The 15490-nt window shown below is 60.6% G+C and carries 12 protein-coding genes; 8 read left to right on the plus strand and 4 right to left on the minus strand.

Features of this window, described 5'->3' with window-relative positions; translation table 11 throughout:
• Positions 1-141: 141 nt before the first annotated feature.
• The 3 genes from gatB to gatC are packed head-to-tail and all read right to left on the minus strand — an operon-like array spanning position 142 to position 3353.
• Positions 142-1587: an Asp-tRNA(Asn)/Glu-tRNA(Gln) amidotransferase subunit GatB gene (gene gatB, locus KW837_RS22570; RefSeq protein WP_217857637.1), complete on the minus strand. Its 1446-nt coding sequence runs from the start codon at positions 1585-1587 to the stop codon at positions 142-144.
• A 10-nt stretch (positions 1588-1597) separates the two neighbouring features.
• On the minus strand, positions 1598-3049 hold the full coding sequence (gatA, locus tag KW837_RS22575; RefSeq protein WP_218398678.1) for an Asp-tRNA(Asn)/Glu-tRNA(Gln) amidotransferase subunit GatA: 1452 nt from the start codon (positions 3047-3049) through the stop codon (positions 1598-1600).
• Between the two features lie 16 nt (positions 3050-3065).
• Complete coding sequence (gene gatC, locus KW837_RS22580) at positions 3066-3353, minus strand: Asp-tRNA(Asn)/Glu-tRNA(Gln) amidotransferase subunit GatC (RefSeq protein ID WP_047537661.1); 288 nt, start codon at positions 3351-3353, stop codon at positions 3066-3068.
• Positions 3354-3563: 210 nt separating this feature from the next.
• On the opposite strand from gatC, the gene mreB reads away from it, so the two are divergent.
• The 8 genes from mreB to tldD all read left to right on the plus strand — a co-directional run bounded on the left by mreB (position 3564) and on the right by tldD (position 14835).
• Positions 3564-4601: a rod shape-determining protein MreB gene (gene mreB, locus KW837_RS22585; protein ID WP_002555108.1), complete on the plus strand. Its 1038-nt coding sequence runs from the start codon at positions 3564-3566 to the stop codon at positions 4599-4601.
• A gap of 142 nt (positions 4602-4743) precedes the next feature.
• On the plus strand, positions 4744-5880 hold the full coding sequence (gene mreC / locus KW837_RS22590; RefSeq protein WP_218398759.1) for a rod shape-determining protein MreC: 1137 nt from the start codon (positions 4744-4746) through the stop codon (positions 5878-5880).
• A complete protein-coding gene (gene mreD, locus KW837_RS22595; protein WP_218398679.1) occupies positions 5880-6371 on the plus strand; it encodes a rod shape-determining protein MreD in 492 nt (163 codons plus the stop codon). Before mreC ends, mreD begins: the two co-directional genes overlap by 1 nt.
• Positions 6372-6415: 44 nt before the next feature.
• The gene (locus KW837_RS22600; protein WP_218398680.1) at positions 6416-7012 is read left to right on the plus strand and encodes a nucleoside triphosphate pyrophosphatase; all 597 of its coding nucleotides are present in this window, start codon (positions 6416-6418) and stop codon (positions 7010-7012) included.
• Positions 7013-7069: 57 nt separating this feature from the next.
• Positions 7070-8527, plus strand: coding sequence for a ribonuclease G (rng, locus tag KW837_RS22605; RefSeq protein ID WP_008067330.1), 1458 nt, complete (start codon positions 7070-7072; stop codon positions 8525-8527).
• A 75-nt stretch (positions 8528-8602) separates the two neighbouring features.
• Positions 8603-12406, plus strand: a complete 3804-nt coding sequence (locus KW837_RS22610; RefSeq protein ID WP_218398681.1) for a YhdP family protein — start codon at positions 8603-8605, stop codon at positions 12404-12406.
• A 119-nt stretch (positions 12407-12525) separates the two neighbouring features.
• Complete coding sequence (locus tag KW837_RS22615) at positions 12526-13380, plus strand: carbon-nitrogen hydrolase family protein (RefSeq protein ID WP_218398682.1); 855 nt, start codon at positions 12526-12528, stop codon at positions 13378-13380.
• A 12-nt stretch (positions 13381-13392) separates the two neighbouring features.
• Positions 13393-14835, plus strand: coding sequence for a metalloprotease TldD (gene tldD / locus KW837_RS22620; protein ID WP_123498976.1), 1443 nt, complete (start codon positions 13393-13395; stop codon positions 14833-14835).
• A gap of 51 nt (positions 14836-14886) precedes the next feature.
• Here tldD and yjgA read toward each other — a convergent pair whose 3' ends face one another.
• Positions 14887-15411, minus strand: a complete 525-nt coding sequence (gene yjgA, locus KW837_RS22625) for a ribosome biogenesis factor YjgA (RefSeq protein WP_007901505.1) — start codon at positions 15409-15411, stop codon at positions 14887-14889.
• Between the last annotated feature and the right edge of the window lie 79 nt (positions 15412-15490).

Genomic DNA, 15490 nt, shown 5'->3' on the forward strand with positions numbered 1-15490 from the left:
TCCCACATACAAGTGTGGGAGCGGGCTTGCTCGCGAAGAGGCCATCACATCCAGCATAAATGTTGAATGTCATACCGCTTTCGCGAGCAAGCCCGCTCCCACAGGGATTTGAGCCAGGTCTGAGTGCTGGCTCCATTGCCATCAGCCTTCGAGCTTGCTTTTAAGCAGTTCGTTGACCTGTTGCGGGTTGGCCTTGCCTTTGGAGGCTTTCATGGCCTGGCCGACGAAGAAACCGAACATCTTGCCGCGTTTGGCTTCGTCTGCCGCGCGGTATTGTTCGACCTGCTCGGCGTTGGCCGCGAGCATTTCGTCCAGCACCGCCGAGATCGCGCCGGTGTCGGTCACTTGCTTGAGGCCGCGCTTGTCGATGATCTCGTCTGCGCTGCCTTCGCCGTTGGCCATGGCTTCAAACACCACCTTGGCGATCTTGCCGGAGATGGTGTTGTCCTTGATGCGCAGCAGCATGCCGCCCAGTTGCTCGGCCGAAACCGGCGACTGGTCGATGTCCAGGCCTTGCTTGTTCAACAGGCTGCCCAGTTCAACCATCACCCAGTTAGCCGCCAGTTTGGCGTCGCCGCCGATGCTTGCGACTTTCTCGAAGTAATCGGCTTGTTCGCGGCTGGTGGCCAGGACGCTGGCGTCGTACACCGACAGACCGAACTGTTCCTGGAAGCGCTCGCGCTTCTGCGGTGGCAGTTCCGGCAGGGTGGCGCGCACGTCGTTGAGGAATGAGTCCTCGATGACCACCGGCAGCAGGTCTGGATCGGGGAAGTAACGGTAGTCGTTGGCTTCCTCTTTGCTGCGCATCGGACGGGTTTCGTCCTTGTTCGGATCGTACAGACGGGTCTGCTGGATCACCTTGCCGCCGTCTTCGATCAACTCGATCTGACGCTGCACTTCGGTGTTGATCGCCTTCTCGATGAAGCGGAACGAGTTGACGTTCTTGATCTCGCAGCGCGTACCGAACTCTGCCTGACCCTTTGGACGGATCGACACGTTGCAATCGCAACGCAGCGAGCCTTCGGCCATGTTGCCGTCGCAGATGCCCAGGTAACGCACCAGCGCATGGACAGCCTTGACGTAAGCCACGGCTTCCTTGGCGCTGCGCATGTCCGGCTCGGAAACGATTTCCAGCAACGGCGTGCCGGCGCGGTTCAGGTCGATGCCGGTGGCACCGTTGAACTCTTCGTGCAGGCTTTTACCGGCGTCTTCTTCCAGGTGCGCGCGGGTAATACCGACGCGTTTGACCGTGCCGTCTTCCAGCGCGATGTCCAGGTGGCCCTTGCCGACGATCGGCAATTCCATCTGGCTGATCTGGTAGCCCTTGGGCAGGTCCGGGTAGAAATAGTTTTTGCGGGCGAACACGTTGTGTTGGCCGATCTCGGCATCGATGGCCAGACCGAACATCACCGCCATGCGCACCGCTTCCTGGTTCAGCACCGGCAATACGCCGGGCATGCCAAGGTCTACCAGGCTGGCCTGGGTGTTCGGCTCGGAACCGAAAGTGGTGGAGCTACCGGAAAAGATTTTCGACCGGGTGGTGAGCTGGGTGTGAATCTCCAGCCCGATCACGACTTCCCATTGCATGTGTTTCTCCTCAGAAGCCGGTTGGGGTGCGGGTGTGCCAGTCAGTGTTCAACTGATACTGGTGCGCAACGTTGAGCAAGCGGCCTTCCTGGAAATACGGGGCGAGCAACTGCACGCCGACCGGCAGGCCATCGACAAAACCTGCAGGCATGGACAAGCCCGGCAGACCGGCGAGGTTGGCGGTGATGGTGTAGACGTCTTCCAGGTACGCAGCGACCGGGTCGCTGTTCTTGGCGCCGAGCTTCCAGGCCGGGTTCGGCGTGGTTGGGCCGAGGATGATGTCGACCTCATTAAAGGCCGCCATGAAGTCGTTCTTGATCAGGCGACGGATTTTCTGTGCCTTCAGGTAGTAGGCGTCGTAGTAACCGGCCGACAGCGCGTAGGCACCGACCATGATCCGGCGCTGCACTTCCGGGCCGAACCCTTCGCCACGGGAACGCTTGTACAGGTCTTCCAGGTTTTTCGGGTCTTCGCAACGATAGCCGAAACGCACGCCGTCGAAACGCGACAGGTTGGAAGACGCTTCCGCCGGGGCGATCACGTAGTACGCAGGAATGGCGTGCTGCATGTTCGGCAGGCTGATTTCCTTGATCACGGCGCCGAGCTTTTTCAGCTCTTCGACGCTGGCCATGATCAGGTCGGCGATGCGCGGATCGAGACCTGCGCTGAAGTATTCCTTCGGCACGCCGATGCGCAGGCCTTGCAGCGAACCGTTGAGGCCGGCGCTGTAATCAGGCACGGGCTCGTCGATGCTGGTGGAGTCCTGCGGGTCGAAACCGGCCATGCCTTGCAGCAGGATCGCGCAGTCTTCGGCGGTGCGGGCCAATGGGCCGCCCTGATCGAGGCTGGACGCGTAGGCAATCATGCCCCAGCGCGAAACACGACCGTACGTCGGTTTCAGGCCGGTGAGGTTGGTCAGCGCGGCGGGCTGACGAATCGAACCGCCAGTGTCGGTACCGGTGGCTGCCGGCAACAGGCGCGCGGCAACCGCCGCCGCCGAACCGCCAGACGAACCGCCCGGAACGTGTTCCAGGTTCCACGGGTTTTTCACCGCACCGTAGTAACTCGACTCGTTGGCCGACCCCATGGCGAATTCGTCCATGTTGGTCTTGCCCAGGGTCACGGCCCCGGCAGCAGCCAGTTTGGCGACCACAGTGGCGTCGTACGGTGCTTTAAAGTTGTCGAGCATCTTCGAGCCGCAGCTGGTGCGGATGCCCTGGGTGCAGAACAGGTCTTTGTGCGCGATCGGCGCGCCGAGCAGGGCGCCGCTCTCACCGTTGGCCCGACGAGCGTCAGCGGCTTTCGCCTGCTGCAGCGCCAGGTCTTCGGTGAGGCTGATGAAACTGTTGAGCTGCGGGTCGAGCTGGGCGATGCGCGCCAGCAAGACTTTGGTCAGCTCTTCGGAAGAAAACTTTTTATCGGCGAGTCCGCGGGCGATCTCGGCCAGAGTCAATTGATGCATTGCAGGCTCTTTCCCTTTAGTCGATGACTTTCGGAACCAGATACAGGCCGTTTTCGACCGCTGGTGCGATGGACTGATAGGCCTCGCGATGATTGGTTTCAGTCACGACGTCTGCACGCAGGCGCTGGCTGGCTTCCAGTGGGTGGGCCAGCGGCTCGATACCGTCGGTATTGACCGCTTGCATTTCGTCGACCAGCCCGAGAATGCTGTTCAGGGCCGAAGTGATGTGTGGAAGATCGGCTTCATTGAGGCCAAGGCAGGCCAAATGAGCGATTTTTTCCACGTCGGAGCGTTCAAGCGCCATGGGATTCTCCAGTGGAAAACAGAACGGACGGCGTCCGTGTGTTAGATTGTCGGAACACTACCGCATTTCTACGGTCTCAAGGCCGCGATTGTGGGGCTTGGTGCACAGAAAAGCGGCCAATTTAACATATTGGCGCCTTGCCCAAAATCCCTGTCGTTGTTAGAGTTTGCCGCACTTTTTTACCCACGCGTTGCCTAGGGTCCCTTTCCCATGTTCAAGAAACTGCGTGGCATGTTTTCCAGCGATCTTTCCATTGACCTGGGCACTGCCAACACCCTTATTTACGTGCGCGAGCGCGGTATCGTCCTGAATGAGCCATCGGTTGTGGCTATTCGGACACACGGTAACCAGAAAAGTGTCGTTGCTGTCGGCACCGAGGCCAAGCGCATGCTCGGCCGTACGCCGGGCAACATTGCTGCCATTCGTCCGATGAAGGACGGTGTGATCGCCGACTTCAGCGTCTGCGAAAAAATGCTGCAGTACTTTATCAACAAGGTTCACGAAAACAGCTTTCTGCAGCCTAGCCCTCGTGTGCTGATCTGCGTTCCCTGCAAATCCACCCAGGTTGAGCGTCGTGCCATCCGTGAATCGGCCCTTGGTGCCGGTGCCCGTGAAGTGTTCCTGATCGAAGAGCCGATGGCCGCTGCGATCGGTGCCGGCCTGCCGGTTGAAGAAGCTCGCGGTTCGATGGTTGTCGATATCGGTGGCGGTACCACTGAAATCGCGCTGATCTCCCTCAACGGTGTGGTCTATGCCGAATCCGTACGGGTTGGCGGCGACCGCTTCGACGAAGCGATCATCACCTACGTGCGTCGCAACTACGGCAGCCTGATCGGCGAATCCACCGCCGAGCGCATCAAACAGGAAATCGGTACGGCTTACCCGGGCGGCGAAGTTCGCGAAGTCGACGTTCGTGGCCGTAACCTGGCCGAAGGCGTTCCACGCGCATTCACCCTGAACTCCAATGAAGTGCTGGAAGCTCTGCAAGAGTCCCTGGCCACCATCGTTCAGGCCGTGAAAAGTGCACTGGAGCAATCGCCTCCGGAGCTGGCATCGGATATCGCCGAACGTGGTCTGGTACTGACCGGTGGTGGCGCCTTGCTGCGCGACCTCGACAAGTTGCTGGCCCAGGAAACCGGTCTGCCGGTGATCGTCGCCGAAGACCCGTTGACCTGCGTTGCACGCGGCGGTGGCCGCGCATTGGAAATGATGGATAAACACACCATGGATCTGCTTTCCAGCGAATAAGTCGCCGGATCGCCTCTATGCTGTTGAGCGCGCAGGCAGCACTTTGCAGTGCTGCCTGTTGCGTTTATCTTCTGTCAGTCTGCATCCAGGCCGGTTTGATGCCGTATGAATAAAGAGAACATTTGCCTGGGAGGAGCGGCTTATTAAACCGCTTTTCACCAAAGGCCCCTCACTGGGCGTGCGCTTGTTGGTGCTGGCCGTGCTATCGGTCGCGCTGATGGTGGTCGATGCCCGCTTCACACTGCTCAAGCCAGTGCGTAGCCAAATGTCGCTGGTGCTGATGCAGTCTTACTGGATCACCGACCTGCCGCAGCGGCTATGGCAAGGTGTGGCCAGCCAATTTGGCAGCCGGACCGAACTGGTCGCCGAAAACGAAAAACTCAAAACCGAAAACCTGCTGTTGCAGGGGCGCATGCAAAAGCTGGCCGCCCTGACCGAGCAGAACGTTCGGCTGCGCGAGTTGCTCAACTCTTCCGCGCTGGTCAACGAAAAGGTCGAAGTGGCCGAGTTGATCGGCATGGACCCCAACCCCTTTACCCATCGCATCATCATCAATAAAGGTGAGCGCGACGGTGTGATCCTCGGTCAGCCGGTGCTCGATGCCCGCGGTCTGATGGGGCAAGTGGTCGAGTTGATGCCGTATACCTCCCGCGTACTGTTGCTGACTGACACCACTCACAGCATTCCGGTGCAGGTGAACCGTAACGGTCTGCGGGCGATTGCCAGCGGTACCGGTAACCCGGAACGTCTGGAGTTGCGTCATGTGGCCGATACCGCCGACATCAAAGAAGGCGATTTGCTGGTCAGTTCCGGCCTCGGTCAGCGTTTCCCGGCGGGTTACCCGGTGGCGACGGTCAAGGAAGTGATTCACGATTCCGGTCAACCATTCGCCATCGTCCGTGCGGTGCCGACCGCTGCATTGAACCGCAGCCGTTATCTGTTGTTGGTATTCAGTGACGGACGCACGCCTGAGGAACGCGCCAACGACGCCGCCCAGGCTCAGGAAGCGCTGGACCAGCATGGCGGTGGGCCGATCATTCCCGCAACCGTGCCCAAACCGGCCGTGTCGGTGATACCGGCTGCCGTTGCTGCTCCGGCTGCTCCGGCGGTTGCACCTGCTGCCGCAACCCCGGCAAAACCAGCCACTGCTCATGCTGCCAGCAAGCCACCCGCGTCGGCACCGGCCGCCGTCAAACCACCGGCGGCCCAACCCGCTGCCGTGAAGCCAGCTGCCAAACCGCCTGTTTCTGCGCCGGCTACCACTGGGGGAAGAGAATAATGGGCGGTACTACTTCCTCCCGAAACGGCTGGATGGTCTGGTTGACCTTCGCCATCGGCCTGCTGCTCAGCGTCTCGCCGCTGCCGCAGTTCATGGAAATCCTGCGCCCTCTATGGCTGGCCTTGCTGTTGGCCTTCTGGGCGTTGGCCCTGCCGCAGAAAGTCGGCATGGTGACCGCCTGGTGCCTGGGGCTGGCCGAAGATGTGCTGTATGGCACGTTGCTGGGCCAGAACGCGTTGATCCTCACACTCATCACCTTCCTGGTGCTATCGCTGCAACAGCGCCTGCGCATGTTCCCGATGTGGCAACAGAGCCTGGTGATCCTGGTGATCTTCGGCCTCGCCCAACTGGTTCAGTTGTGGCTGAGCGCCCTGACCGGCAATCGTCAGCCAACCCTGGCCCTGGTGTTACCGGCACTGGTCAGCGCGTTGCTCTGGCCCTGGATCAGCTACGGTTTGCGCGGTTTGCGTCGACGCTACAAAATCAATTAATTCGGTCAGGCATTTGCCCATAACCTCGACAGGGAGATGTCTTGATGAAACAGCTGTACCTCGCCTCAGGCTCGCCGCGTCGGCGTGAATTGCTCACGCAGATCGGCGTGCCGTTTTCCGTCATCAGCGCGGACATCGATGAAACCCCTTTACCTGAAGAATGCCCATCGGCCTATGTCGAGCGTCTGGCGCGCAGCAAGGCCGAGGCCGGGCATGGCACGGTCTTGTCCGACGCCGATTTCTGCGTGCTGGGTGCCGACACCGCCGTGGTGCTGGACGGGAAAATTCTCGGCAAGCCGGTGGACGAAGCCGACGCATGCGCCATGCTTATGCTGTTGTCCGGGCGCGAACATGAAGTGCTGACTGCGATTGCGGTGCGCAATGGCGAGCGTTGCGAGTCTTCGGTGGTGCGCAGCCTGGTGCGTTTTCGCACCATCGACCGTGCCGAAGCCGCGGCCTATTGGGTCAGCGGCGAACCCCGGGACAAGGCGGGCGGTTACGGGATTCAAGGACTGGGCGCGGTGTTCGTCGCCGGGCTTAATGGCAGCTACTCGGCGGTGGTCGGATTGCCGTTGTGCGAAACCTGCGAGCTGCTCGGCCATTTCGGCATACCCTGTTGGCAAACCTTTAACGCGCGTTGAGCGTCGTACTGACAAGATGCGGCCATTATCGTGAACATGCCTGAACGAGACCCTGCCATGAGTGAAGAGATCCTGATCAACATCACGCCGATGGAATCGCGCGTGGCGGTGGTTGAAAACGGTGTCCTGCAAGAGGTCCATGTCGAGCGCACGCAAAAGCGCGGGATCGTCGGCAACATCTATAAAGGCAAAGTCGTGCGGGTATTGCCAGGCATGCAGGCCGCCTTCGTCGATATCGGTCTGGATCGCGCCGCGTTCATTCATGCCTCGGAGATTTCTCTTCGCGAAGGCCCGACGGTGGAAAGCATCAGCGCGCTGGTTCATGAAGGTCAAAGCCTGGTGGTGCAAGTCACCAAGGACCCGATCGGCTCCAAAGGCGCACGCCTGACCACGCAATTGTCGATTCCGTCGCGCTATCTGGTGTACATGCCGCGCACCGCCCACGTCGGCATTTCCCTGAAGATCGAGGACGAAGCCGAGCGCGAACGTCTCAAGCAGGTGGTTACCGACTGCGTGGCCAAAGAAGGCATCAAGGAGGCCGGCGGTTTCATTTTGCGTACCGCTGCCGAAGGGGCCGGGGCCGATGAAATTCTCATGGACATCCGCTATCTGCGCAGGCTCTGGGACCAGATCAACGAACAGATCAAGACCATCAGCGCGCCGAGTGTGATTTACGAAGACCTCGGCCTTGCGCTACGCACCTTGCGTGACCTGGTGAGCCCGAAGATCGAGAAGATCCGCATCGATTCCCGGGAAACCTTCCAGAAAACCACGCAATTCGTCGCCGAATTGATGCCGGAGATTGCCGACCGTCTGGAGCATTACCCTGGCGAACGGCCGATCTTCGACCTGTACGGTGTCGAAGACGAAATCCAGAAAGCCCTGGAGCGCAAGGTACCGCTCAAGTCCGGCGGCTATCTGGTGGTCGATCCGGCGGAAGCCATGAGCACCATCGACGTCAATACCGGGGCCTTTGTCGGTCATCGCAACCTCGAAGAAACCATCTTCAAGACCAACCTCGAAGCCGCCACCGCCATTGCCCGTCAGCTGCGCCTGCGTAATCTGGGCGGGATTATCATCATCGACTTCATCGACATGGAAGATGAAGAACATCAGCGTCAGGTGTTGCGAACCCTCGAGAAGCAACTGGAACGCGATCACGCCAAGACCAACATCATCGGCATCACCGAGTTGGGCCTGGTGCAGATGACTCGCAAGCGCACCCGCGAGAGTCTTGAGCAAGTGCTGTGCGAACCGTGCAGCAGCTGCCAGGGTCGCGGCAAGCTCAAGACGCCGGAAACTGTGTGCTATGAGATCTTCCGCGAAATCCTGCGCGAGGCCAGGGCCTATCAGGCCGAAGGCTATCGGGTGCTGGCGAATCAGAAAGTGGTCGACCGTTTGCTCGACGAAGAGTCGGGCAATGTCGCCGAGCTCGAAGGCTTTATCGGGCGCACCATTCGGTTCCAGGTGGAAACCATGTACTCCCAGGAACAATACGACGTGGTGTTGCTCTGAATCGTTGTGTTTCACCTCCACTAGAACGGCTGGCCTCAGCTTTTTGCAGTATTTTTGCCATGGGAGCCAACTGACATGGACCGTCTGACACGCATTTTGGCCGCACTGACCCGCTGGGGTCTGGGCCTGTGTGCGTTGGTTTTAGTGCTGATGGCGTTGTTCGTCAGCCTCGGCCGAGAGCTGACGCCGCTGGTGGCCGAGTACCGTGCCGACGTCGAAGACAAAGCCAGCGATGCCTTGGGCATGCCCCTGCAGATCGGCAAGCTGGAAGGCAACTGGAGCGGTTTCGCCCCAGTTCTTTTGGCCCATGACGTGATGGTTGGCGCGGGTTCCAATGCCTTGCGCCTGGATCAGGTGCGCGCGGTGCCGGATCTCTGGGCCAGCCTGCTGGCGCGCGAAGTGCGCATCGCACACCTGGAACTCAACGGCCTGAAGATCAGCCTCAAGGAAGGTGAGGACGGTCATTGGGCGCTGGAAGGTTTGCCGGTGCAGCAGGACCAGCCGCTGAACCCGGAGCAACTGCTCAATCGCATGCAGAGGGTCCAGCAGCTGTCGGTACTCGACAGCCAGATCACCTTGCAGCCGTTGGGGGAGTCGCCGCTGACCCTGACGTATGTCGGCCTGAATCTGAAAACCGGTCCATCTCGTCAGCGGCTTGATGCCCGTTTGACCCTGCCCGACGGCCAGCCGGTGGCGATGAGCCTGCGCACCCGTTTGCGCGCTGACCAATGGAAGGACGGCGAAGCGGACGCTTACCTGAGCCTGCCGCAAAGCGATTGGTCGAAATGGTTGCCCGAGCGCCTGACCCAGCAATGGAATTTTTCCGAGATCAAGGCCGGTGGCGAGTTCTGGATGAACTGGAGCAAGGGCACCGTGCAACGCGCCGCGATTCGCTTGAACGCGCCGCAACTCAAGGGCGCCTATGCCGAGCGCAAGCCGATCCAGATCAATAATCTGGCGCTGAACGGGTATTTCCAGCGCAGTTCCACAGGCGTTCTGGTGACCCTGGATTCTCTGGCCATGAGCCTGGGTGACAGCCGCTGGGAATCGAAACTGCAATTTCAACAAACGGCGGCGACAGACAAGGCGCCAGAGCTCTTGCATCTGCAAGCCGACCGTCTCGATCTCACACCGCTCACTCCGCTGCTGAACGCATTGGGCCCGCTGCCCGAAGGGATCGCCACGGCGGTCGAGCGGCTCAAGGTCACCGGAGTCTTGCGCAATGTGCTGATCGACTTCCGCCCAGCCGCTACCGATGACACTAAATTCAGCTTTGCCGCCAACCTGGACAAAGTCGGGTTCGACGCTTATCGCGGTGCACCAGCGGTGCGAAATGTCAGTGGCAGCATCAGCGGCGACCTCGGGCAGGGCGAACTGCGCATGGACAGCAAGGATTTCTCCCTGCATCTGGACCCGATTTTCGCCAAGCCATGGCAATACATTCAGGCCAACGCCCGGTTGACCTGGAAACTCGACAAAGAAGCTTTCACTCTGATCGCACCGTACCTGAAGGTGCTGGGTGAAGAGGGCAAGATTGCCGGCGATTTCCTGATCCGCCTGCATTTCGATCGCGCCCAGGAAGACTACATGGACCTGCGGGTCGGCCTGGTCGACGGCGACGGTCGCTACACTGCCAAGTACCTGCCGACGGTTCTCAGCCCGGGGCTCGACGAATGGCTGCGCACCGCGATTCTCAAAGGCGCGGTGGATGAAGGTTTCTTCCAGTACCAGGGTTCGCTGAACCACGGCGCCGCCGAAACGGCTCGCAGCATCAGCCTGTTTTTCAAGGTCCACGATGCCGAGCTGGCGTTTCAGCCGGGCTGGCCGCATGTCAGCAAGGTCAGCGGCGATGTGTTCATCGAAGACAGCGGCGTGCGGATCCTCGCGAGCGAGGGCCAATTGCTCGACACCCAGGTCAGCGACGTCTACGTCAATATTCCCCGTGTGCCTGCCGGGCAGAGCACTCATCTGTTCCTCGATGGCGCGTTCGCTGGCGGGTTGGGCGATGGCCTGAAGATTCTGCAAGAAGCGCCAATCGGCACCGCCGACACGTTCGCTGGCTGGGAAGGCGAGGGCGATCTGCAAGGCAAGCTCAAACTCGATATCCCGCTGGTCAAAGGCGAGCAGCCGAAAATCCTCGTCGACTTCAAAACCGCCAAGGCCCGTTTGAAGCTCAGTGAGCCCACCCTCGAACTGACGCAACTCAAGGGTGATTTCCGTTTCGACAGCACCAAGGGGCTGAGCGGGCAAAAGATCACGGCGCGAGCCTTCGACAAGCCGGTGACCGCACAGATATTTGCTGAAGGCAGCCCGGGAAAGCTCAACACTCGGGTCGCGGCGACGAGTGAGGTCGAGGTCAAAAAACTGACTGAATGGCTGAATGTCACTCAGCTATTGCCGGTGACGGGGACGATCCCTTATCAGCTGCAACTGAACCTTGATGGCGCCGACAGCCAATTGATGGTCAGCTCCAACCTCAAAGGCGTGGCGGTGGATTTGCCGGCGCCGTTCGGCATGGCGGCCGATGTCGGGCGCGATACCGTGTTCCGCATGACCCTGCAGGGGCCGGAGCGACGTTACTGGGTCACCTATGGTGAACTGGCGAATTTCACGTTTGCGGCACCGACCGGCAATTTCGCCGACGGTCGCGGCGAGTTGTTTCTCGGTGGCGGCAGTGCCGTGTTGCCCGGCGCCAAAGGCTTGCGCGTGCGTGGGGTACTGTCCGAGCTGGATGTCGCCCCCTGGCAGGATCTGGTGACCAAATATGCTGGTCAGGATCCTGGCGGCAGTGCCAAACAGTTGCTTAGTGGCGCGGATTTGAAGGTTGGAAAACTCACGGGTTTCGGCACCACCCTCGATCAGGCGTCGGTGCAGTTGGCGCGCAAACCGGCCGCGTGGACCCTGCAACTCGACAGTCAGCAGGCCAAGGGCAGCGTGGGAATTGCCGATGCGAAAGCCGCACCGATTGCGGTCAATCTGCAGTACGTACGTTTGCCGGCACGAGACCCTACCGCGCTGGCTGACGAGAATTCGCCGGATCCGCTGGCCACGGTGGACCCGACGAAGATCCCGGCGCTGGATGTCACTATTAATCAGCTGTTCCAGGGGCCGGATCTGGTGGGCGGGTGGCACCTGAAGGTTCGGCCGACCGACAAGGGCGTCGCCTTCAATGCCCTTGATCTGGGCCTCAAGGGCATTCTCTTGCGGGGCAGCGGTGGCTGGGAAGGCGTGCCGGGTAACTCCAGCAGTTGGTACAAGGGCCGAGTCAGTGGCAAGAACCTTGCCGACGTGCTCAAGGGCTGGGGTTTTGCACCGAGCGTCACCAGCGAAGAGTTTCATATGGACGTCGATGGTCGCTGGCCTGGGTCACCCGCGTGGCTGGCCACCAAACGCTTCTCCGGCAGCCTTGATGCGTCGCTGAATAAAGGTCAGTTCATTGAAGTCGAGGGCGGGGCTCAGGCGCTGCGGGTATTTGGCCTGCTCAACTTCAACTCCATTGGCCGCCGCTTGCGCCTGGACTTTTCCGACCTGTTCGGCAAAGGCTTGAGCTATGACCGGGTCAAAGGCTTGCTGGTTGCCAGTAACGGCGTTTACGTGACCCGTGAACCCATTCTGCTGACCGGGCCGTCGAGCAATGTGGAGCTCAACGGCACGCTGGACCTGGTGGGTGATCAGATCGATGCCAAGTTGTTGGTGACTTTACCGGTGACCAACAATCTGCCGATTGCCGCGCTGATCGTCGGTGCGCCGGCCGTCGGCGGGGCGCTGTTCCTGATCGACAAGCTGATCGGTGACCGCGTGGCGCGCTATGCCAGCGTCAAATACACCGTCAAAGGCCCATGGAAAGATCCGAAAATCACCTTCGACAAGCCTTTTTGAATTCTTTTGAAAAAGCACTCTTTGGGCCTATGGAGTAGCATGTCCGTACGTTCGAATGCGCCGACGCTAATCCCTGTAGGAGCGAGCGGTCATGTGTTGTTTTGAGTAAGGAAATGGCCATGTCTGTAGCGGTGATTCAAATGGTCAGCCAGAGCGACGTGCTGGTCAATCTGGCCCAGGCCCGTCGTCTGCTTGAGCAGGCGGCGAGCGGTGGCGCGCGGCTTGCCGTGCTGCCGGAAAACTTCGCTGCCATGGGCCGGCGCGACATTGCCGACATCGGCCGCGCCGAAGCCTTGGGCGAAGGCCCGATCCTGCCATGGTTGAAGCAGACCGCCCGCGACCTCAAGTTATGGATAGTGGCCGGCACATTGCCGTTGCCGCCGGAGGACCAACCGACGGCCAAAGTGCACGCATGCTCGTTGCTGGTGGATGACCGCGGCGAAACCGTTGCACGGTATGACAAGCTGCACCTGTTCGACGTAGACGTGGCGGATAATCGCGGGCGTTATCGCGAATCCGATGACTATGCTTATGGCAGTGGTGTGGTTATTGCCGACACTCCGGTCGGTCGAGTCGGCCTGACGGTGTGTTATGACCTGCGTTTCCCGGAGCTGTACAGCGAATTGCGTGCGGCCGGCGCGGAATTGATTACCGCACCGTCGGCCTTTACCGCGGTGACCGGCGCGGCCCATTGGGAGGTGCTGATTCGCGCGCGGGCCATCGAGACCCAGTGTTACATGCTCGCGGCCGCCCAGGGTGGGACGCATCCGGGGCCACGAGAAACCTTTGGTCACGCCGCCATCGTCGACCCATGGGGGCGTGTGCTGGCGCAACAGGATCAAGGCGAGGCCGTGCTGCTGGCCCAACGCGACAGCAGCGAACAGGCGTCCATCAGGGCGCGGATGCCGGTGTCCACTCACCGGCGCTTTTTCTCGCAGGGCGCCCAGCGACCTGCATCAGAACGACGAATTTAAGGCGTAAAGCATATGAGCGAGTTGTTGTCCTCCGTCAGTGAACACCTCCTGGCGCCCGGCGGCGTAACGATCGAGAGCCTGCAAGGTGTGCTCGGCGATCTGGCCGGCCCGGGCATCGATGCCGCCGACCTGTATTTCCAGGGGCAGATTTCCGAATCCTGGGCGCTGGAAGACGGGATCGTCAAGGAAGGCAGCTTCAATCTTGACCAGGGTGTCGGCGTGCGTGCGCAATCGGGTGAGAAGACCGGTTTCGCCTACAGCAATGCGATCACCCTCGAAGCACTGGGCGCGGCTGCCCGTGCGGCCCGTTCGATCTCCCGGGCCGGGCAGAACGGCACTGTGCAGGCATTCACCACCCAGGATGTCGCCCAATTGTACGGGCCGGATAACCCGCTGGAAGTGATGACCCGTGCCGAGAAAGTCGAGCTGCTCAAGCGTATCGACGTGGCGACTCGCGCCCTCGACCCGCGTATCCAGCAAGTGACTGTGAGCATGGCCGGGGTCTGGGAGCGGATTTTGATTGCTTCCACCGATGGCGGCCTGGCGGCAGATGTGCGACCGCTGGTGCGTTTCAATGTCAGCGTGATCGTCGAGCAGAATGGCCGTCGTGAACGCGGCGGTCATGGCGGTGGTGGTCGTACCGATTACCGCTATTTCCTCAGCGACGACCGCGCCATGGGCTATGCCCGCGAAGCGTTGCGTCAGGCGCTGGTGAATCTGGAAGCGATCCCGGCCCCGGCCGGTACATTGCCGGTGGTATTGGGTTCGGGTTGGTCCGGCGTGTTGTTGCACGAAGCCGTCGGCCATGGTCTGGAAGGCGATTTCAACCGCAAGGGCAGTTCGGCCTACAGCGGGCGCATGGGCGAGATGGTTGCCTCGAAGCTCTGCACCATCGTCGATGACGGCACCCTCGCCGGGCGCCGTGGTTCGCTGAGCGTCGACGACGAAGGCACCCCGACCGAGTGCACCACGCTGATCGAAAACGGCGTGCTCAAAGGTTATATGCAGGACAAGCTTAATGCGCGCCTGATGGGCGTGGCCCGCACCGGCAACGGTCGTCGGGAATCCTATGCGCACCTGCCGATGCCGCGCATGACCAACACTTACATGCTGGCAGGCGAAAGCGACCCGGCAGAAATCATCGCCTCGGTAAAGAAAGGCATCTACTGCGCCAACCTCGGCGGTGGTCAGGTGGACATCACCAGCGGCAAGTTCGTGTTCTCCACCAGCGAGGCGTACCTGATCGAAGACGGCAAGATTACTGCCCCGGTCAAAGGCGCGACGTTGATCGGCAACGGGCCGGAAGCCATGAGCAAGGTGTCGATGGTCGGTAACGATCTGGCGCTGGACAGCGGTGTGGGCACGTGTGGCAAGGATGGGCAGTCGGTGCCGGTGGGTGTCGGCCAGCCAACGCTGAAAATTGATGCGATTACCGTGGGTGGCACAGGGTCGTAAGAAGGGATGGAGCTTCGGGTGAGTCGCTTGGCAACTCACCCGATTCGGGACTTAACGCAGACCGCGTTGAGTCTCGTCCAGCTCACGGATGTACTTGAAGATTTTACGGCTCGAAGCCGGTGGCTTGTTGGTCGCCAGTTCGTGCTGGGCCTGACGGATCAGGGAGCGCAATTGCTGACGATCAGCTTCCGGGTAGTCGAGCACGAACTTCTCCAGGACTGCATCGTCGCCCGCGATCAAGCGATCGCGCCAGCGTTCCAGGCCATGGAAGCGTTCGTTGTACTGCCGAGTGGAGGCATCCAGTTGATCGAGCAGAGTCAGAATGGCGTCAGTGTCCTGATCGCGCATCAGTTTGCCGATGAACATAAGGTGCCGTTTACGCGCGATATTCGCGGTGTGCTTGGGCGCATCGGCCAAGGCCCGGCGCATAGCGTCGGTCAACGGCAGTTTTGCCAGCAAGTCAGGCTTGAGTGTTGTAAGGCGCTCGCCAAGGTCAACCAGAGCATGAAGCTCGCGTTTAACCTGGGATTTGCTTTTTTCTCCCGTATCGAGGGAGTCGTCGTAAGAATCAACCATGGTGGCCGTCCGCAAAGAAACGCCGCCATGATAACCAGTCGGGGGCCGCTTGTCCGGCCCGGTCGCTCGAAGGCCCCAG

This window comes from Pseudomonas sp. PDM24 (assembly GCF_019218905.1).
Classification (GTDB): domain Bacteria; phylum Pseudomonadota; class Gammaproteobacteria; order Pseudomonadales; family Pseudomonadaceae; genus Aquipseudomonas.